Genomic DNA, 19,619 nt, shown 5'->3' with positions numbered 1-19,619 from the left:
CAGCCCCGCGAGAGCCGGGGGCGGCAGTGTCATGCAGGCCCTCCACGAGCGACCCCACCAGGCCGTCACCCCGGCTCCCGCCGGATCCCTTCAACGAACCCCACCATGATCACGGGGCCCGTAGGAACGATGGTGCCCTAGTGACCCGGGACCCGGTCTTCACGAGCGCTGCCGTGGGACTGTTGCGGGCCGCGGCCGCGCCGCGCCGGGCCGGCCGGACGGCCGTCCCGCCCGTCGCCGACGAGCGGGAGCGCATCGTCGCCCTCGCGGCGGACCCGCAGCTCCTCGAGGCCGTCGAGACCGCCAGCCCCAGCCTCGCGCGGGACGTGCGGGCGATCGCAGCAGGCGCCCCGGCGAAGGCGAAGGACCTGCGCCGCGCCGCACTCGCGCTCACCAAGTACCACCTGCGGCTGACCGGCCGGGCGACCCCGTTCGGGCTCCTCGCCGGGGTCGCGCCCGTGCGGTTCGGCGACCACCCGGCGCTGCGCGCGGGCGACCGGCACCGGCCGGTCGAGCGTCCGGACGCGGCCTGGCTCGATGCACTGCTCGGGCGCGTCCGGGCCGTGCCCGCGGTGCTGGCGCGGACGAGCGTCGTCGCCAACCCGGTCCGGTCGCTGCGCGACGGGCGGCTGCTGCTGCCGGCGCGGACCGCGGAGCCGGGAGGTGGGCGGCGCGAGACCTCGATCCGGTGCACGCCGATCGTCGGCGCCGCGCTCGAGGCGACCGCGACCTCGGTCCGCTGGACCGACCTCCTCGACGGCCTCGCCCGCCGCTTCGGCGCCGCCCGGGGCGCGCTCGAGCCGGTGCTGTGCCGGCTCGTCGAGCTCGACGTGCTGCTCACGGACCTCGACCCGCCCGCGGACTGCACCGATCCCCTCGCACACGTGCTCGCGGTGGGCGGCGATGCGCACGAGATCTTCGGGGCGCTGCGCGGGATCGACAGCGACCTGCGTGCCGGCAGGCGCGTCGCGGCGCGCATGCGGGAGCTGCACGACGGCGACGACGCACCGCCGGTGCAGACCGACCTGCGCCTCGACGTGGACGTCACGCTGCCCGGCGAGGTGGCCCGCGAGGCCGAGCGGGCCGCCACCGTGCTGTGGCGCCTGTCCGCGCCCGGCATCGCACCGTGGCTGCCGGGCTACCACGAGCGGTTCCTCGAGCGGTACGGCACCGAGCGCGCCGTGCCCGTCACCGAGCTGCTGGGCGATACCGGTCTCGGCCGGCCACGGTGGGACGAGCCGCCGTCCGGCCCCGGTCACGACGAGGAACGCGCCCCGGTGCTGGCCGCCGAGCTCCTCACCGCCGTCCGCGAGCGCCGCCCCGAGATCGAGGTGGACGACGCGCTCGTCGAGCGGCTCGCGCGGGACGAGCCCACTCCTCCGTCCATGGAGCTGTGCGTCGAGGTGCTCGCCGACGGCTGGGACGAGCTGTGCGCGGGCGACTTCCGCCTCGTCGTGGGGCAGAGCCTCGGCTCGGCGCTCGCCGGCACCACGGTGGCCCGGTTCGCGCACCTGCTCCCGGAGCTGGATGCCGAGCTGGCGCGGCTGGCCCGCGCGGGAGCGCCCGCGGACGGGGTGCGGGCCGCGCAGGTCGCCTTCCGCCCGCTCGTGCCCCGGTCGGCGAACGTCGCGGCGGTCCCGCAGCGGCTGCCCCTGCGCATCCCGCTCGCGCCCGGCACCGCCGACGCGTCGGTGACCGACGTGCCGCTGCACCGGCTCGCGCTCACCGCCACTGCCGAGCGGCTCCACCTGGTGGACGTCGACGACGGCACGCGGATCGCCCCCGTGTCCGGCTCGATGCTCAACCCGCGCAGCGGCCACGTGCCCCCGGTGGCGAGGTTCCTGCTGGAGCTGGGTGCGCAGGACACGCCGCAGTGCCTGCCGTGGAGCTGGGGCGCGCTCGCCGCCGCCCCGTACCTGCCGCGCGTCCGGCACGGCCGCACCGTGCTCGCTCCCGCACGCTGGCTGCCGCCGCGCGACCTGCGTGATGCGGATCAGTGGGGCCGCCGCCTCGCCGAGTGGCGGGAGCGCTGGGACGTGCCGCGGCACGTCCGGCTGGCGGTCGCCGACACCCACGTCCCGGTCGACCTCGACGACCGGCTGCACCAGCTGGTGTTCCGCGACGAGCTGCGCAGGCGCCCGGGGCTCGTGGTGCTGGAGGCGCCCACCGACGCGGGCTGGCTGCGGGGCCCGGGCGGCGCGCACACCTGCGAGGTGGTGGTCCAGCTGCTCGGCAGGCGCCCGGTGGCCGCGGCGCCCGCCGTCACCCGCCCGGTGCCGCGGCGCGAGGTCGACCTGCTCCAGCTGCCCGGCGGGGAGTGGCTCTACGCGAAGCTCTACGCCGCGGAGCCCGCGCAGCGGGCGGTGCTGCGCTCCCGGCTGCCCGAGCTCGTGGACGAGACCGAGCTCGCCGCGGCCGGCGTCGACGGCTGGTTCTTCGTCCGCTACCGCGATCCCGAGCCGCACCTGCGGTTGCGGTTCCACGGCAAGCCGGACGGGCTGTGGGGCGAGCTGCTGCCCCGCCTGCACGCGTGGGCGACCCGGCTGCGGCACGACGGGCTGCTGACCACCGCATCGCTCGGCAGCTACGACCCGGAGGCCGAGCGCTACGGCGGACCGGAGGCGATGGCCGACGCGGAACGGGTCTTCCACGCCGACAGCGTGCTCGCCCTCGCCTTCGACCCGGACGGCGACGACGCCGACGTGCGTGCCGCCGCGAGCGTGCACGACCTGCTGACCGGGTTCGATCCGTCCGGCGGGGTCCTCGACCGGTTCGGCACCGCCGTGCCGGTGGCCGACCGCCGGGCCGTGCCCGCCTCCCGGCGGGCGCAGCTCGCCTCCGCGCTCCCCGCGCCCGGCACGCCGGACCCCGGGTTGCGCGCGCGGCGCGCAGACGCCCTCGCCGCGTACGCCGGGACGCTCGAGCGCACCGGATGCCCTCCCGAACGGCGGGTGCAGATCGGCGCCGCCCTCGCCCACATGCACTGCAACCGCCTCCTCGGCGTCGACCGCGCCCGGGAGCGGGGCGTCTACGCGCTCCTCCAGCGCGCGCTGGCGGTGCGGGCGGGACGAGCGAGGGCGGGGCGATGACCGCGCTGCCGCTCGCCGTCTCCCCGGACCTGCGCCGCCGGGCGAGCGACGTCGCGATGGAGGTGGCCGACCGGCTCCGCTCCCCAGAGCCGGTCACCGCCACCGCCCGCCGCGCCCGGCGCCCGGCCGGGCACCCGGCGTGGGACGCGTCCTCGTTGCTGCTCGGCCACCCCGGGGTGGCCCTGTTGCACGCGACGATGTCGGTCGCCGAGCCGTCATGGGCCGCGGCGACCCACGCCCACCTGGCGGCCGCGGCGAGCGGGGCGGGCGTCGACCTGGTGCCCGCCGCGGTCCTGCACGGAAGTGTGCACGGCGGCTACCCGAAGTTGCTGCACACGCTCGCGCACGCGGTGTCGGCGGCGTGTGAGGAACAGGTCGATGCGCAGGTCCGGCGGGCCTCCCGCGACGGACCCGGCCTCGCGGTGTCCGACTACGACGTGGTGAGCGGGCTCGCGGGCAAGGGCAGGCTGCTGCTGGCGCTGGGCGTCGACCGCGCCGCCGACGCGCTCGACACCACGCTGCGCCACCTCGTGGTGGGCACGCGGCCCGTCGCCGCGCCGGGCGGTTCCGTGCCGGGCTGGTGGTGCCGGGCCGACGAAACCGCCGAGCACCCGCAGGGGTACCTGGACGTCGGCCTCGCGCACGGGATCGCCGGGCCGCTGGCGCTGATGGCGCTGGCCCACGACCGGGGGCACCGGGTGGAGGGCATGCCCGACGCGATGCGCGCCATCGTCGACTGGCTCCTGCGCCGCGCCGTGCCCGACGAGGCCGGTCCGGTGTGGCCCTCGCGGATCGGGCTGGCACAGGAGGTCGGGGACGAGCCGCTCGTCCCGGATGCGGCGAAGGCCGCGTGGTGCTACGGCACCGCGGGTGTCGCCAGGGCGCTGCACCTGGCCGGCATCGCGCTCGGCGAGCCGCAGCTGTGCGCGGTGGCGGTGGCCGCGCTGCGGGGGGTGGCGCTGCGCCCGTGGTCCGATGCCGACCTGGTCGGGCCGACCGTCTGCCACGGCGCGGCCGGCCTGTTGCAGGTCGTCATGCGGGTCACCGAACGAGACCCCGACCCGGTGCTGCTCACCGCGGCCGGCGTGCTCGCGCAGCGGGTGCTCTACGCCTTCGACCGGACGGCGCCGTTCGGCTTCCGGCACGGGCACCGGACGCGCTCCGGACGCGTGGTCGGCGTGGACGAGCCCGGCCTGCTCCAGGGTGCGGCGGGGGTCGCACTGGTGCTGGCGACGTTCGCCAACCATCCCGGGACGGTCGGCCCGGACGTCTGGGACGCGCCCCTGCTCCTCACCTGAGGCCCGGGACTCGGGGCACTAGCCCCTCGGGTGCTCGTAGTAGTCGGCCGCGCGGAGCGCGGCGTCGGCGCCGAACGTGAGCAACCACGTGCTGCCCTTCCGGGCGGGGACGTCGCCGGGGTCCACCCCGAGCAGGCCGGCGTCACCTGCGAGCGTCCCGACGAGGTGGGGGATCACCCCGCCCTGGCTGCACACCACGCTGACGCCCGGCTCGCGGGCCAGCTCACGCAGGCGGGCCAGGCCCGCTCCCGGGTCCGCCACGTACCCGTCCTCGCCGAGCAGGGGTTCCTCGCCGATCGGCAGCGCCAGCCGGTCGGCGAGGGGGGCCACGGTGTCGCGGCAGCGCACCGGCGGCGCGGAGAGCACGCGGTCGGGGCCGAACAACCCGAGCAGCACGTCGAGCTGCCCCGCCTGTTCCCGGCCCGATCCCGACAGCGGGCGGAGCGCGTCGTTGCCGTCCCACTGGGCGCGGCTGCCCGCCTTCCCGTGCCGGACGAGCGCGATCACCGAGACCGGCGGGCCGAGCGCGGCGAACCGTTCCAGGATCCCGAGGTCGTGCGGGTAGGACAGGAGCTCCGCCGCCGCGGGGGCGTCCAGCCAGCGCAGCTCGTCGGTCTCGGCACCGGGCGTGAACTCGCCGCCCCGCGCCTCGGCCGCCCAGTACCGCACGAGCTTGCCGCCCTCGGCCACGGCGTAGCGGACGTCGCCGATCAGCGGGCCGAGCCGGCACGCCTGGCCGGTCTCCTCCGCGATCTCGCGGACGGCGGCGAAGGGCATCGTCTCGCCCGCGTCGAGCTTGCCCTTCGGGAACGACCAGTCGTCGTACTTCGGCCGGTGCACCAGCGCGATCTCGACGCCGTGGGTGCCGGGGCGCCAGAGGACGGCGCCGGCGGCCAGCACGTCCGCCGCGGTCGGCTCCACCACCCGCGGCGCGGTCACTCCGCCTCCGCCGCCGAGACGGCGACGTGGCGGAGCATCATCATCTCGGCTTGGTGGTCGCGTACGTGCGAGACGTCCGATCCCGGTGGCGGCGAGGGTTCCCACGGACCGTCGGCGTGCAGCGTCCAGCAGCGGGTGGCCGGGTCGAGGCAGGAGTCGAACATGTCGCCGAGCTTGGCGGCGAGCCGCGGGTCCGCCACCCGCAGGAGCACCTCGACCCGGCGGTCGAGGTTGCGGTGCATCATGTCGGCGCTGCCGATCCAGTACTCGTCGGCGGCGGCGAAGTGGAAGACGCGGGAGTGCTCCAGGAAGCGGCCGAGGATCGAACGCACCCGGATGTTCTCCGACAGCCCGGGCCGCCCCGGGCGCAGCGCGCAGATGCCGCGCACCACGACGTCGACCGGCACACCCGCCTGGGAGGCCCGGTACAGCGCGTCGATCACCTGCTCGTCCACCAGCGAGTTGACCTTGATGCGGATGCCGGCCTCCCGGCCCTCGCGCTTGGCCTCGATCTCGTCCTCGATGCGCCGCACGATCCCGCGCCGCACGCCGTACGGCGCGACGAGCAGGCTGCGGTAGGACGTCTGGCGGGAGTAGCCGGTGAGCGAGTTGAACAGGTCGGTGAGGTCGGCGCCGATCGTCGGGTCGGCCGTGAGCACGCCGATGTCCTCGTAGAGCCGGGCCGTCTTGGGGTTGTAGTTGCCGGTGCCGATGTGGCAGTAGCGGCGGATCGTGGAGCCCTCCTGGCGCACCACGAGCGAGGTCTTGCAGTGGGTCTTGAGCCCGACCAGCCCGTAGACGACGTGCACGCCCGCCTTCTCCAGCTCACGGGCCCACCGGATGTTGGCCTGCTCGTCGAACCGCGCCTTGATCTCCACGAGGGCGACGACCTGCTTGCCGGCCGCGGCCGCATCGATGAGGGCGTCGACGATGGGCGAGTCGCCGGACGTGCGGTAGAGGGTCTGCTTGATCGCGAGGACGTTCTCGTCCGCGGCGGCCTGCTCGATGAACCGCTGCACGCTCGTGGAGAACGAGTCGTAGGGGTGGTGGACGAGCACGTCGCCCTCGCGGAGGGTGGCGAACACGCTGCGCGGGGTCTCCCGGTCGGCGAACGCCGGGTGGGTGGCGGGCACCCACGGCTCGTCCTTGAGGTCGGGCCGGTCCACCGCGTGCACGGCCCACAGCGCCGTGAGGTCGAGCAGGCCGGGCACCGTGATGACGTCGTGCGGGTCGACGTCGAGTTCGCGCAGGAGCAGCTCCAGCACGTGGTCGCTCATCGTGTCGGTGACCTCGAGGCGCACCGGCGGGCCGAACCGGCGGCGCGCGAGCTCGCGTTCGAGGGACTGCAGGAGGTCCTCGTCGCGGTCCTCCTCGACCTCGAGGTCGGCGTTGCGGGTGACCCGGAACGCGTGGACCTCGGCCACCTCGACCCCGGTGAACAGCTCCCCGAGGTGCGCGGAGATGAGGTCCTCGATCGGCAGGAACGTGACCGTGTCGTCGTCGGTGTCGACGCGCACGAGCCGCGGAACGTTGTTGGGCACCTTGACGCGCGCGAACCGCTCGGTGCGCCCGGCCGGGTCGCGGACGGTGACGGCGAGGTTGAGCGAGAGCCCCGAGATGTACGGGAACGGGTGCGCGGGGTCGACCGCCAGCGGCGTGAGCACGGGGAACACCTGCGCCGAGAAGTACGCGGACAGGCGCGCGTGCTGGTCCTCGGACAGATCGGCCCAGCGCAGGATGCGGATCCCCTGCGCTGCCAGCTCGGGCCGGACGCGGTCGAGGAACACGCGGGCGTGCGCCTCCTGGATGGCCTGGGTGCGCGCCGCGATGCGGGCCAGCTGCTCGCGCGGGGAGAGGCCGTCGGCGCTGCGGACGGCGAGCCCGGTCTCGTCGCGGCGCTTCAGGCCTGCGACGCGGACCATGTAGAACTCGTCGAGGTTGGACGCGAAGATCGCCAGGAACTTGGCGCGCTCCAGCAGCGGCTGGCTCTCGTCCTCGGCGAGCGCGAGCACCCTTGCGTTGAAGTCCAGCCACGACAGCTCGCGGTTGAGGTAGCGGTCGTCGGGCAGCTCGGAGACCGGCGCGCGGGTGCGGGCGGGCGGGCTCACCGGCACCGCGGCAGCCGACGGCGGGTTCGACGCGCGGGCCCCGGTGGGCGGCGCCGTCGGTCCGGGCTGCTCGCGCGCGGCGGTGGCGACCACCGCGTTGGGGGTGGCGCTGCCGGCCGGGCTGACCCGCCGCGTGGACGGTCGTGGGGCCGTGCGCCTCGTGCGGGTGCGCCGGGACGTGGGCACCTCGCCCGAGCCGTTCGTCTGGGTCCTGCGCGCGTCGTCACCCACGCAGCGATTGTTCCTCACGCGGGCCGTGATGTGTTCGTGACAGTGGCGGACAAGGAGGTGAACTGTCGGTGGAGAACCCGATATAGTTCCTTCGTGGAAGGAAGTGATAGGGTCTGGGGGATCGTCCGCGATCTCCACCGGGCGGCCCGGATCCAGCAGCGCGCCGCTGCCGCGGAGCCGGGACCGGTGGCGCTGGGGCTGCTGAACCTGGCCGCCCAGCAGCCCGTGCGCCCGTCGGCGGCGGCCGCCGAGCTGGGCGTGCCACCGCAGTCGATCACGCGGGTGGTCGGGGAGCTGGCCGCTGACGGCCTCGTGCGCCGGGTCGGTGACGCGGCGGACGGCCGCTCCTACGTGATCGAACTCACCGAAGACGGGCGCCGCGAGCGCGCGCGGTTCCGGGCCGAGCTGACCCGGCGGTTCGCCCGGCACCTCGGGGGATGGTCGGACGAGGAGGTGGCGACGTTCGCCGCGCAGCTGTCGCGCCTGGTGACCTCGCTCGCGGACGATGTCGCGGAAACCCCCGCCCGGACGCGGACGCGCAACCCGTGGCGGCCTTGATGGCGGACGTGATGGCGGACGTCGAGGCCGACGTGCTGGTCGCCGGCGGCGGTCTGGCCGGGCTCGCCGCCGCGGCCCTGCTGGCGTTGCACGGCACCCGCGTGGTCGTCGCCGAACGCCGCCCGACCACGTCGCTGCACCCGAAGGCGCGGTTGGTGAACGTCCGGTCGATGGAGATCTACCGCGCGCTGGGCGTCGAACGCGACGTCCTCGAGGCGGGCGAGCCGAACGCGGGGTTCGTGGTGGCCGACACGCTGGCCGGCGAGCACGCCACGTGGGTGGCGCCGCCGCCGGAGGAGACGTCGGCGGCCGATGACGTCAGCCCGTGCCGGCCGTACTCGTGCGATCAGCAGCGGATCGAGCCGATCCTGCTGCGCCGGGCAGCCGAGCTCGGCGCCGACCTGCGCCTCGCCACCGCGGTCGAGGGCCTCGTCGTCGGCGGCGACGGCGTGTCGGCGCGCCTGTGCGGCAAGGGTGGGGCCGCCACGGTGCGCGCGCGGTACGCGATCGCGGCCGACGGCGCCCGCAGCGCGCTGCGTCGGCAGCTCGGGATCGGGATGCACGGTGAGCCCGTGGCGGGTACGGCGGTCAGCGCGCTCTTCCGGGCCGACCTCGGGCGCGCGCTCCGCGGGCGGCACGTCGACGCGATCCTGTGCCGGTCCGCGGAGGCGTTCCTGTTCGCCCGCGGTAGCCCGGCGGACCGGACGTGGCAGCTCGGCACGCACCTGCGCCCGGGCTGGGACGGCGCCGCCCTGCCGGGACACCTGCGGGACGTCGTGCGCGCCGCCACCGGCCTGCCGGATCTCCGCCCGGCGATCGAGAGCGTGCAGACCTGGACGACGGGTGCCTGGGTCGCGGACCGCTTCCGACACGGACGGTTGTTCCTCATCGGCGACGCCGCGCACGTCATGCCGCCCTACGGCGGGTTCGGCGGGAACACCGGTGTGGCCGACGCGCACAACCTCGCCTGGAAGCTGGCCGCCGCCTGCCGCGGTGCGGAGCCGGCCGGCCTCCTCGACACCTACCAGTCCGAACGGCTCCCGATCGCCGAGCTCACCGTGGCCCAGGCGCTGCTGCGGTCCCGCAAGACCCCTGGCCGGCCCGCGCCACCGGACCAGGTCGACGCGACCGCCCTGGTGCTCGGGTTCCGTTACCCGCCCGCGGCCGGCGCACCGGTCGAGGACCCCGCCGCCCCGAGTGGCGAGCCCGGCACCCGGGCGCCGCACGTCGGCCTCACCGACGGGCGGAGCCTCCTCGACCTGTTCGACCCGACGGCCCACACCCTCGTCGCGGACGGTGAGGTCAGCCGCGCGGACGTGCTCCCCGGCCACCGGGCACGCTGGGACGCCGTGTACGCCGGGCGCCGCGTGCTCGTCCGGCCGGACGGCGTCATCGCCTCGGTCAGCAGCCCGGGATCGGGGTGAGCGCGGCGCTCGTGTGCTCGCCCAGCCCCAGGGCGGCGGCCTCCCCGAGGTCGGCCGCGGTGTCGACGTCGCGGCGCAGGCCGGGCCACGGACCGGCGAGTGGGTGGGCGCCGGAGCGCTCGTGCTCGCGGGCGGAGCCCACGCCGAACCTCGGGTCGAGCGCGACGCCGGGTGCGGCGAGCAGGAACGTGGTGCCGGTGCCCTCGGTGTCGGCGACGAACGCCCGCCGCGCCCCGGCGTCGAACAGGGCGAGCGCGGCGGCGACCGCCTCGCCGAGCTCGGCGGGGCGCAGGGCGGGGAGGTCGGCCTGCAGCGCGCCGACGGCCGTGGCCGGGTCCTGCTCGCGCAGCACGGCGGCGCCGCGCTCGTACGCCGGGTTGAGCCCGGCAACCGGGCCGTCCGGCGCCACCTCGATCCCGAAGACACCCAGCTCGGCGGCCACGACCGGGTCCGAGCTGACCACCAGCAGGCGCCGGACGGCCGTGGTGGCGCGGACCGCGTCGATCGTGTCGCGCAGCAGCGCCATCGCCAGCCGGGCGTGTGCGCGGGGGGAGCCGATGCCGCCGTCCGCGGCACCGCGGAGCCGGGACTTCGCCTTGGTGAGCGGCTTGACGGGGACGACGAGGTCGACGGTCGCCCGGTCGGTTGGGGTCACCTCTCCATCGTGCCTGACCCGGTGGTGGACCTCGGGGACCGAGCCAGGAACACTCTGCGTCGTGGTCAAGCGTGAGAAGGGCGGGTTCTGGATCGCCTTCGCGGCGGTGTTCGTCTACCCGCTGGGCTGGCTGTTCTCGCGAGCCCGCTACGAGGGCCGCGAGCACATGCCGGCAAGCGGTGGTGCGCTCTTCGTCGCCAACCACATCTCGCACCTCGACCCGATCTACAGCGCGCTGTTCGTGCACACCGCCCGCCGGGTGCCGCGGTTCCTGGCGAAGCACAGCCTGTGGAACGTCCCGGTGCTGCGGACGGTGCTGCGGGGCAGCCAGCAGATCGCCGTCTACCGTGACTCCGCCGATGCCCAGCAGAGCCTGCGCGAGGGCACGAAGGCACTGCAGGCGGGCAAGGTGGTCGTGATCTACCCGGAGGGCACGATCACCCGCGACCCGGACGGCTGGCCGATGGCCGCGCGCACCGGCGTCGCCAGGCTCGCGCTCACCGCCGACGTCCCGGTGCTGCCCGCCGTCCACTGGGGCACCCGCGACGTGCTCGACAAGTACAACCACAAGTTCCGGCCGCTGCCGCGCAAGCGCGTCGTGGTGCGCTGCGGGCCGCCCGTGGACCTGTCGGCCTACCGGAACCGGCCCGTGGACGCGGTGCTGCTGCGCGAGGTCACGGACCTGTTGATGGTGAAGGTGCGGGAGCTGCTGGCGGAGGTGCGGGGCGAGCCGGCACCCGAGGAGTTCTACCGGAGGACGGCCTCGTGACGGTGCGTCGCGTCGCGGTGCTCGGTGCCGGGTCGTGGGGCACGACGTTCGCCAAGGTGATGGCCGATGCCGGCCGGGACGTGCGGCTGTGGGCCCGCCGTCCCGAGGTGGCCGCCGCGGTGAACGAGCGCCACGCCAACCCGGACTACCTCCCGGGGGTGGCCCTGCCGGCGCTGCTGACGGCCACGGCCGACCCCGCCGAGGCCCTCGACGGGGCCGACGCGGTCGTCTTCGCCGTACCGTCGCAGACCCTGCGGGCCAACCTCGCGAGCTGGCGCGACCTGTTGCCGCCGGGACGCACGCTGGTGAGCCTCGCGAAGGGCGTCGAGCTGGGCACGCTGCTGCGGATGAGCGAGGTGATCGCCGAGGTCGCGGGCGTGCCGGCGGAGCAGGTGGCGGTGGTGTCCGGCCCGAACCTCGCCCGGGAGATCGCCGCCGAGGAGCCCACCGCCACCGTGATCGCCTGCGCCGACCACGACCGGGCGGTCGCGCTGCAGCAGGCGTGCACCACCGGCTACTTCCGCTCCTACACCAACACCGACGTCATCGGCTGCGAGCTGGGCGGCGCCGGCAAGAACGTCATCGCGCTGGCCTGCGGTATCGCCGCCGGGATGGGCCTCGGCGACAACACCAGGGCGTCGCTGATCACGCGGGGGCTCGCCGAGACCGCGCGGCTGGGCACCGCACTGGGCGCCGACCCGCTGACGTTCGCGGGCCTCGCCGGGCTCGGTGACCTCGTGGCCACCTGCTCGTCCCCGCTGTCGCGCAACCGGACCTTCGGCGAGCACCTCGGGCGCGGCGAGTCGCTCGCGCAGGCCGAGGCCGCCAACCACGGTCAGGTGGCCGAGGGCGTCAAGTCGTGCAAGTCGATCTGCGCGCTGGGCGACCGCCTGGGCGTGGAGCTCCCCATCGCCGACGCCGTCCGCCGGGTCTGCCACGAGGGCCTCTCGGCGGCGGAGATGGGCAAGGAGCTGATCAGCCGGGCCCCCCGCCCCGAATGACGACCCGTGAGTGGACACGAGTGCTCCAGCACTCGTGTCCACTCACGACCGTAGGGTGCTGACGTGATCGGTGACGGCACCCGGTGCGTACACGGGGGACACGAGGCAGGACGACCAGGGGCGCCGACGCACCCGGGGCCGGTGCTCTCCTCGACCTTCCACCTCGGGCTCCCGTCCGACCCCACCCCTGCCGACTTCTACGGCCGTTCCGACAACCCCACCTGGCGGGCGCTCGAGACCGCGATCGGCGAGCTCGACGGCGGCGAGTGCGTGGTCTTCGCGTCCGGGATGGCCGCCGTCGCCGCCGTGCTGCGGCTGACCGGCCGCGACGGCGCGCTCGTGCTGCCCTCCGACGGCTACTACCTCGCCCGTTCCCTCGCGCACGGTGAGCTGGCGCCGCTGGGCGTCGAGGTCCGGGAGACGCCGACGGCCGCGCCGCTCCCGCCGCTCGACGGGGCGGCGCTCGTCCTGCTCGAGACCCCGTCGAACCCCGGCCTCGACGTCGCCGACATCACCGCCGCTGCGGCGGCCGCTCACGGGGTGGGTGCGCTGCTCGCCGTCGACAACACGACCGCGACGCCGCTCGGGCAGCGCCCCCTGGAGCTCGGCGCCGACCTGGTGATCGCCTCCGACACGAAGGCGCTCGCCGGCCACGGTGACGTGGTGCTCGGTCACGTCAGCGCACGCGATCCCGGCCTGGTCGCGCGCTTGCGGGAGGCGCGTTCGCGCGGCGGTGCGGTGCCCGGTCCGATGGAGGCCTGGCTCGCCCACCGCGGCCTCGCCACCCTCGACCTGCGGCTGGACCGCCAGGCGCGGAACGCAGCGGCGCTCGTCCCGCTGCTGCGCGCGCACCCCGCGGTGACGGACGTGCGCTGGCCCGGCGACCCGGCCGACCCCGCGCACGCCGTCGCGTCCCGGCAGATGCGCCGCTGGAACGGCGTGCTGCGGTTCACCCTGGCCTCCGAGGTGGCGGTGGGGGAGTTCCTCGCGGCGTCCCGGCTGGTCGGCTCGGCCACGAGCTTCGGCGGCCTGCGCACCACCGTCGACCGCAGGCAGCGCTGGGGCGACGACGTGGCGCCCGGCCTGCTGCGCTTCTCGGCGGGCTGCGAGGACCCCGAGGACCTGGTGGCCGACGTGAGCCTGGCCCTGGCCGCGATCACCCGCTGAGGGCGCACCCCACGGCGAGAGACCGGTGCCACCGCTCACACGAGCGCATGATCGTCGTGTGAAGCGCGTCTCTATCACGGGCTGATATCGGAAGATAATTGTCGATCTCCGCACTGATCGATTTTCGGTGTGCGCTGCAGATCTGCAGTGATTACTTTCGACGGGGAAGCATTACGTGATTCTGCTCACCGCGCCGTTGTGTTTGACGAATGCGGCCGGCCTGCACGTACGGTCGTTGCCGTCGCCCCGCTGAGTGGGTCGACGATGCCCCCCCGAGGCAAACGATGCCCCCCCGAGGCATTCGCCCCCCGTCAAGGAGAAAACCGAAAGAATGGCTTTGCGCTCCCGTATGTCCACGTCCAAGCACCTTCTCCGGCTCGCCGTGGCCGGAGCGATCGCGGTCGGCGCCCCGCTCGCCATGGCCGGTACCGCCGACGCCGCCCCGTCCGGCGTCTGGGATCAGCTCGCCCAGTGCGAGAGCAGCGGCAACTGGTCGGCGAACACCGGCAACGGCTTCTCCGGCGGCCTGCAGTTCACGCCGTCGACCTGGAAGGCCTTCGGCGGCCAGGGCAACGCGCACAACGCCAGCCGCGCCGAGCAGATCGCCGTCGCCGAGCGCGTCCTGGACGCCCAGGGCTGGAACGCCTGGCCCGCCTGCTCGGCCAAGCTCGGCCTCCGCTGAGCGCTCCCGCGCTGAACGAACGGCACTCTCGTCGGTTCCTGCCGACGAGAGTGCCGTTCGTCGTGTCACTCGCGTCCCGGCGCCTCCGGGCCGAGCCACATCCTCGCCTGGTGCCTCGTGCCGTAGTCGGGGTGCGGGTACACGTCGTGCAGGTACGGCGCGTAGATCGACAGCCCGTCGTAGACGTAGAGCGGGATCGGGTTGGAGACGTTCTCCATGATGTAGCGCTGGATGTCGTGCAGCTGCTCTTCGCGGGCGGCGCGGTCCAGCTCGCCGCGCTGCCGGGCGATCATCTCGTCGAGCGCGGGGTCGGCGATGCCGTACCAGTTGCGGGGGCCGTCGGAGGTCCACTCGCCGGTGAGGTACTCGTCGGCCGACAGCATCGGGGTCTGCAGCCCGTAGCCCATGTCGTAGTTCTTGCCGGCGAAGCTCTCGGTGAAGTAGGTGGCGTAGTCCTGCACCACCAGCTCGACCTGGATGCCGACCTCGGCGAGGTCCTGCTGCACCCACTGCGCCTCGCGCACGACGTTCTCGCCGTAGCCGTCGGTGATGATCATCTTGGTGGAGAAGCCCTGCGGGAGGCCGGCCTCGGCGAGCAGGCGCCGGGCCTGCTCCGGGTCGTGCGGCTGCAACCGCGCGGCCTCTTCGGACGGAAGACCGCCGAACAGCGTCGGCGTGACGGCGGCGGTCGGGCTCCCGCCCGCCCGGATGGAGTCGATCATCCCCTGCCGGTCGATCGCGAGCGCGACGGCCCGGCGCACGCGCACGTCGTCGAACGGCGCGCGCTCCTGGTTCATGTAGACCCGGGTCTGGGTCAGCCCCTGCTCGCGGAACAGCACGGCCTGCGGGTCCTCGGACAGGATGCGGTCGGCCTGCTGCTTGTCCAGCGACAACGGGCTGAGGTAGTCGGTCTGCCCGGTGCGGAACGCGGCGATCGCGGCGGCCTGGTCGGGCACGATCGAGATCTCGATGCGGTCGATGTAGGGCTGGCCCTCGACGTAGTAGTCCGGGTGGGCGGTCAGCACCCGCTCGCGGTCGCGCTCCCAGCGCTCCAGCACGTACGGCCCGGTGCCGATCGCGGTGGTGGCCAGGTCGAACTCCCCGCGCGTGCCCTCGCACGGCAGCATCCACATGAAGTGGCCCGCCAGGTTCGTGTCGAACTCCGCGTAGGGCTCGGTGAGGCGGAAGACCACCGTGTACGGGTCGGGCGCGGTGACGTCCTGCACCATCGCGATCTGGCTGGCCTGGTGGCCGGGCAGCTCGCGGATCCGCTGGAGCGTGCACAGCACGTCCTGCGAGGTGAACTCGCGCCCGTTCACCGGCGCCACGTCGTGGAACCGCACGCCGTGACGCAGGTGGAAGGTCCAGGTGCGCCCGTCGGGGGAGGGCTCCCAGCTCTCGGCGAGGTCACCCTCGAGCACCGGGGCGCCGTACGGGATGTCGGGCCCCGTCTTGAAGTCGACGAGCTTCGAGTACGTGGAGCCGATCGCGATGTGCGTGTTGAACGAGGACTGGCTGTGCGGGTCGAGCGAGCGCGCGTCCGAGGGCAGGGCGTAGCGGAACGTGCCGCCGGGCTGCGGGGGGCCGGCGTCCTGCTGGGGGTGCCGGGCGTCGAGGTTGCCGCCGGAGCCCCCGCCTCCCGGGGCGCTGAAGCAGGCTGCGCCGGCCAGGGCCACGAGCACGAGCGCGATGACGAGCCGGAACGAGCGCATGGAGGACCCCCGATTTCTCAGCGGGACTGCTTCGGGTCGAAGACGTCGCGCAGCGCGTCGCCGAGCAGGTTGAACGCGAGCACGGCGACGGTGAGCGCGCCCCCGGGGAACACGACCATCCACGGGGCGATCTCCATGTAGCGGGAGCCGTCGCTCAGCATGGCGCCCCACGACGGCGTGGGCGGCGGCGTGCCGATCCCGAGGAAGCTCAACGCGGACTCCGCGATGATGACGATCGCGAACATGAGGCTGGTGACCACGAGGATCGGCGCCAGCAGGTTGGGCAGCCCGTGCCGGCGCAGGATGCGCCACGTGCCGCAGCCCGCGGCGCGCGCCGACTCGACGTAGAGCTCCTCGCGGATGCGCAGCATCTCGCCGCGGGCCACCCGGTTGAACGAGGGCACCACCAGCAGGCTCAGCGCGATCACCGTGTTGCGGATGCTCGGCCCGAGCAGCGCCGCCACGAACAGCAGCAGCACGATGCCGGGGATCGCCATCAGCGTGTCCATCACGCGCTGCAGCAGCGTGTCGAGCCAGCCGCCCGCGAAGTAGCCCGAGACCACCCCGATCGCCACGCCGAGTACGCCGCCGACGGCCAGCGTGCACACCGCGACGAGCAACGACGTCCGAGCGCCGTAGAGCACCCGGCTGAAGATGTCGCGGCCGAGGTCGTCGGTGCCCATCAGGAACGGGCCGCCGGGGATCTGCAGGAAGTCCTCGCGGTGCTGGGTGGTGGGGTCGAACGGCGCGATGACGGGCGCGAGCGCCGCTGCCACCACGAGCAGCACGACCACGACGCCCGCGACGACCCCCAGCGGCTGGCGGCGCAGCAGCCGCATCGCCCTGCGCCCGCCGGCGGGGCGACGGGCCGGCAGCGGTACCGACGCCGTGACCTCACTCATGCCGACTCCCCTCAGGCGTAGCGGATGCGCGGGTCGATGACGCCGTACAGCACGTCGACCACGAGGTTGACCAGGATGAACACCGCGCCGTACACGACGACGCAGCCGAGCACCACGGGGTAGTCGCGCAGCTGCACGGACTCGAAGATCAGCATCCCCATCCCGGGGATCGCGAAGATCGACTCGAGGATGACCGTGCCACCGAGGATGTGCCCGACCTGCAGGCCGATGAGGCTGAAGACCGGCACCAGCGAGTTGCGCACGGCGTGGGTGACGAGCACGGTGTGCTCCGGCGCGCCCTTGGCGCGCACCGTGCGGATGAACGGCGAGCGCATGACCTCCAGCAGGGACGAGCGCAGCATGCGCGCGATCGCCGCCATGCCGGCCACGCCGAGCGCGAACGCGGGCAGTGCCATGTGCACGAGGTTGGAGCCGAGGTCCTCGGCGGGCGTGCGGTACACCAGCGGTGGCGACCAGGAGAACCACAGCGCGAGGTAGGTGACGAGCAGCAGGCCCAGCCAGAAGTTCGGGATCGACAGGCCCGCCACCGAGACCGCGCGCAGCCCCTGGTCGAGCCAGCTGTTCTGGCGCACGGCCGAGAGCAGCCCGAGCGGCACGCCGAGCACGACGCTCACGACCAGCGCCATGACCCCGAGCTGCAGCGTGGTGGGCAGCCGCTCGGCGATGATCGCGGTGACCGGCTCGCCGCTCTGGAACGAGGTGCCGAAGTCGCCGCGCAGCGCGTCGGTGACGAACACCCACAGCTGGGTGAGCAGCGGCTGGTCGAGGCCGAGCTGCGCGGCGCGCCGGGCGATCTGCTCCGGGCCCACACCGGGGGCGTCGGCGAGCTGCAGGCGCACGACGTCGCCGGGGATCAGCCGGAGCGTCAGGAACACGAAGACGGTGACGAGCGCGACGACGAGCACCCCGTAGAGCCCGCGGCGGACGACGTACTCAAGCACCGCGGGCCTCCCCGACGAGGTGGCAGGACGCCGTGCGGCCGGGGCCGGCCGCGACGGACGCCGGGACGACGGAGGCGCACGGGTCGAACGCGTGCGGGCAGCGCGGGTGGAAGTGGCAGCCGGGCGGCGGCTCGCTCGGGCTCGGCGTCTCGCCGCGGACGACGCCGCGGCGGCGCCGCACCGGGCTGCGCGGGTCGGCCGCGATCGCGGCGGCGAGGCTCTGGGTGTACGGGTGGCGCGGGTCGGCGAGCAGCTGGTCGGCCGGGCCCTGCTCGACGATGCGCCCGAGGTACATGACGCAGACCCGGTCGGAGACGTAGCGCACGACGTTCAGGTCGTGCGCGATGAACAGGTACGACAGCCCCAGCTCGCCCTGCAGGCTGCGCAACAGGTTGAGCACCTGCGCCTGCACGGAGACGTCCAGCGCGCTCACCGCCTCGTCGCAGACGAGCAGCCGAGGGTCGGTGGCGAGCGCCCTCGCGATGCCGATGCGCTGGGCCTGCCCGCCGGAGAACTGGTGCGGGTAGCGGTCGAGGTCGCCCGCCGAGAGTCCGACCAGCTCCAGCAGCTCGCCCGCGCGCCGCCGCGCCGCCCGACCGGACGAGATGCCCTGTGCCTCCAGCGGTTCGGTGATCACCGAGCAGACCGTCATGCGCGGGTCGAACGAGCTCACCGGGTCCTGGAACACGATCGACATCCGGCGCCGCAGCGGCACCAGATCGCGCGCGGACAGCCCGGCGATCTCGCGGCCGTCGAAGCGGATGCTCCCGCTGGTGGGCTCCAGCAGCCGCAGGACCAGCCGCGCGACCGTGGACTTGCCGGACCCGGACTCGCCGACCAGGCCGACGGTCTCCCCGGGCGCGATCCGGAAGGACACGCCGTCGACGGCCCGGACGTGCCCGACGGTGCGCCGCAGCAGGCCGCGGGTGATCGGGAAGTGCTTGACGAGATCGGTGACCTCCAGCAGGCCGCCTGTCGCGGGAGCGTGATCCGGTACGGGCGAGACCGCGGGCGAGGACATCAGGCCCCCCTCGTCGATGCGCTGTCGAGGGTCTTCCGCGCCGTTCCCGAGCCGTGCAGCAGGCACCGGGCCGACCGTCCGCCCGGCAGGGCGTGCAGCGGCGGTTCCTCACGGGCGCACGCATCCCAGGCCAGCGCGCAGCGGGTGTGGAACCGGCAACCCGACGGCATCGCCCGCAGCGGCGGGACGGAGCCCGGGATCGCCGCGAGCCGCTCGGCGCGGTCGGTCTCGGGTGTGGGCACCGCGGCCAGGAGCGCCGCGGTGTACGGGTGCTGCGGGTCGCGCAGCACGTCCGCCGTCGGGCCCTGCTCGACGACCTGCCCCGCGTAGAACACCACCACCCGGTCGGCCGTCTCGGCCACCACGCCCATGTCGTGGGTGACCAGCAGCATCGCGCTGCGGTACTCGACCTGCAGCTCGCGCAGGAGCTCGAGGATCTGCGCCTCGATCGTGACGTCGAGCGCGGTGGTGGGCTCGTCGGCGATGAGCAGCCGGGGCGAGCAGGCCAGCGCGATCGCGATCATCACCCGCTGCCGTTGCCCGCCGGAGAGCTGGTGGGGGTAGGAGTCGAGCCTGCGGCGCGGGTCGGGCATCCCCACCTGTTCCAGCAGCTCCACGGCCCGCTCGCGCGCGGCGCGCTTGTCGATCCGGCGGTGCAGCCGCAGGCCCTCGACGATCTGGTGGCCCACGCTGTAGAGCGGGTCGAGCGACGTCATCGGGTCCTGGAAGATCATCGCGATCTCGTTGCCCCGGATCCGGCGCAGCGCGCGCCGGTCCAGCCCGGTGAGGTCGGTGCCGTCCCAGAGCACCCGGCCGCGGCTGATCCGCCCGCCGTCGAGCAGCTGGAGCACGGCGAGCGCGGTGACGGTCTTGCCCGAGCCGGACTCGCCGACCACGGCGACGGTCTCCTGCGCCCCGACCGTGAACCCCACCCCCGAGACCGCCTCGACCGTGCCGTCCGGGGTGTCGAACTCGACGTGGAGGTCCTCGATCTGCAGCAGCGGGGGGACGGTGGTGGGCACGCAGCCTCCTCGTTGGGGCGCGGATGCGCTCGCAGCGCTGCGAGCGGCCAAGACCGTGGGAATCCTGCTCTTAGAATCC

At 74.4% G+C, this 19,619-nt stretch carries 15 protein-coding genes and 1 pseudogene; 8 read left to right on the top strand and 8 right to left on the bottom strand.

The features are described 5' to 3' along the window. The first annotated feature begins 140 nt into the window (after positions 1-140). Together ABEA81_RS01805 and ABEA81_RS01800 are read left to right on the top strand one after the other, a co-directional pair. Positions 141-3,089 (top strand): lantibiotic dehydratase, encoded by a 2,949-nt coding sequence (locus ABEA81_RS01805; protein ID WP_345602758.1) that lies wholly within the window; start codon positions 141-143, stop codon positions 3,087-3,089. After that, entirely contained in the window at positions 3,086-4,387 is a 1,302-nt protein-coding gene (locus ABEA81_RS01800) for a lanthionine synthetase C family protein (protein ID WP_345602757.1), read from the top strand. The genes ABEA81_RS01805 and ABEA81_RS01800 overlap by 4 nt, the downstream gene beginning before the upstream one ends. Before the next feature lie 18 nt (positions 4,388-4,405). Here ABEA81_RS01800 and ABEA81_RS01795 read toward each other — a convergent pair whose 3' ends face one another. Further along, positions 4,406-5,326 carry an NUDIX hydrolase gene (locus tag ABEA81_RS01795; protein ID WP_345602755.1) on the bottom strand — a complete coding sequence of 307 codons (921 nt, stop codon included), beginning with the start codon at positions 5,324-5,326 and terminating at the stop codon, positions 4,406-4,408. Then, the gene (locus tag ABEA81_RS01790) at positions 5,323-7,665 is read right to left on the bottom strand and encodes an RNA degradosome polyphosphate kinase (RefSeq protein WP_345602753.1); all 2,343 of its coding nucleotides are present in this window, start codon (positions 7,663-7,665) and stop codon (positions 5,323-5,325) included. The genes ABEA81_RS01795 and ABEA81_RS01790 overlap by 4 nt, the downstream gene beginning before the upstream one ends. 93 nt (positions 7,666-7,758) lie before the next feature. On the opposite strand from ABEA81_RS01790, the gene ABEA81_RS01785 reads away from it, so the two are divergent. Together ABEA81_RS01785 and ABEA81_RS01780 are read left to right on the top strand one after the other, a co-directional pair. After that, positions 7,759-8,223 carry a MarR family winged helix-turn-helix transcriptional regulator gene (locus ABEA81_RS01785; protein WP_345602752.1) on the top strand — a complete coding sequence of 155 codons (465 nt, stop codon included), beginning with the start codon at positions 7,759-7,761 and terminating at the stop codon, positions 8,221-8,223. Next, entirely contained in the window at positions 8,211-9,647 is a 1,437-nt protein-coding gene (locus tag ABEA81_RS01780; RefSeq protein ID WP_345602751.1) for an FAD-dependent monooxygenase, read from the top strand. The genes ABEA81_RS01785 and ABEA81_RS01780 overlap by 13 nt, the downstream gene beginning before the upstream one ends. Here ABEA81_RS01780 and cofC read toward each other — a convergent pair. After that, positions 9,625-10,302 (bottom strand): 2-phospho-L-lactate guanylyltransferase, encoded by a 678-nt coding sequence (gene cofC, locus ABEA81_RS01775; RefSeq protein ID WP_345602750.1) that lies wholly within the window; start codon positions 10,300-10,302, stop codon positions 9,625-9,627. The genes ABEA81_RS01780 and cofC overlap by 23 nt on opposite strands. Positions 10,303-10,363: 61 nt before the next feature. On the opposite strand from cofC, the gene ABEA81_RS01770 reads away from it, so the two are divergent. From ABEA81_RS01770 to ABEA81_RS01755, 4 genes and pseudogenes are all read left to right on the top strand, one after another. Beyond that, positions 10,364-11,071, top strand: a complete 708-nt coding sequence (locus ABEA81_RS01770) for a lysophospholipid acyltransferase family protein (RefSeq protein ID WP_345602749.1) — start codon at positions 10,364-10,366, stop codon at positions 11,069-11,071. Positions 11,072-11,073: 2 nt separating this feature from the next. Continuing rightward, positions 11,074-12,072, top strand: coding sequence for an NAD(P)H-dependent glycerol-3-phosphate dehydrogenase (locus ABEA81_RS01765; protein WP_425570418.1), 999 nt, complete (start codon positions 11,074-11,076; stop codon positions 12,070-12,072). Positions 12,073-12,135: 63 nt separating this feature from the next. Further along, positions 12,136-13,239, top strand: a complete 1,104-nt coding sequence (locus tag ABEA81_RS01760) for a cystathionine gamma-lyase (RefSeq protein ID WP_345602746.1) — start codon at positions 12,136-12,138, stop codon at positions 13,237-13,239. A 331-nt stretch (positions 13,240-13,570) separates the two neighbouring features. Further along, positions 13,571-13,912 (top strand): annotated as a pseudogene (locus ABEA81_RS01755) (transglycosylase family protein); the annotation flags it as partial. 74 nt (positions 13,913-13,986) lie between these two features. On the opposite strand, the gene ABEA81_RS01750 reads toward ABEA81_RS01755, so the two are convergent. The 5 genes from ABEA81_RS01750 to ABEA81_RS01730 are packed head-to-tail and all read right to left on the bottom strand — an operon-like array spanning position 13,987 to position 19,540. Further along, positions 13,987-15,633, bottom strand: a complete 1,647-nt coding sequence (locus ABEA81_RS01750; protein WP_345602745.1) for an ABC transporter substrate-binding protein — start codon at positions 15,631-15,633, stop codon at positions 13,987-13,989. 17 nt (positions 15,634-15,650) lie between these two features. After that, positions 15,651-16,535 carry an ABC transporter permease gene (locus ABEA81_RS01745; RefSeq protein WP_345602744.1) on the bottom strand — a complete coding sequence of 295 codons (885 nt, stop codon included), beginning with the start codon at positions 16,533-16,535 and terminating at the stop codon, positions 15,651-15,653. 11 nt (positions 16,536-16,546) lie between these two features. Beyond that, on the bottom strand, positions 16,547-17,497 hold the full coding sequence (locus tag ABEA81_RS01740; RefSeq protein ID WP_345602743.1) for an ABC transporter permease: 951 nt from the start codon (positions 17,495-17,497) through the stop codon (positions 16,547-16,549). Next, positions 17,490-18,518, bottom strand: coding sequence for an ABC transporter ATP-binding protein (locus tag ABEA81_RS01735; protein ID WP_345602742.1), 1,029 nt, complete (start codon positions 18,516-18,518; stop codon positions 17,490-17,492). The genes ABEA81_RS01740 and ABEA81_RS01735 overlap by 8 nt, the downstream gene beginning before the upstream one ends. Continuing rightward, complete coding sequence (locus ABEA81_RS01730) at positions 18,518-19,540, bottom strand: ABC transporter ATP-binding protein (protein WP_345602741.1); 1,023 nt, start codon at positions 19,538-19,540, stop codon at positions 18,518-18,520. The genes ABEA81_RS01735 and ABEA81_RS01730 overlap by 1 nt, the downstream gene beginning before the upstream one ends. Positions 19,541-19,619: the final 79 nt, after the last annotated feature.

This window comes from Pseudonocardia adelaidensis, assembly GCF_039543345.1.
Taxonomy (GTDB): Bacteria; Actinomycetota; Actinomycetes; order Mycobacteriales; family Pseudonocardiaceae; genus Pseudonocardia; species Pseudonocardia adelaidensis.
This window is presented reverse-complemented; position numbering and strand designations above follow the sequence as displayed.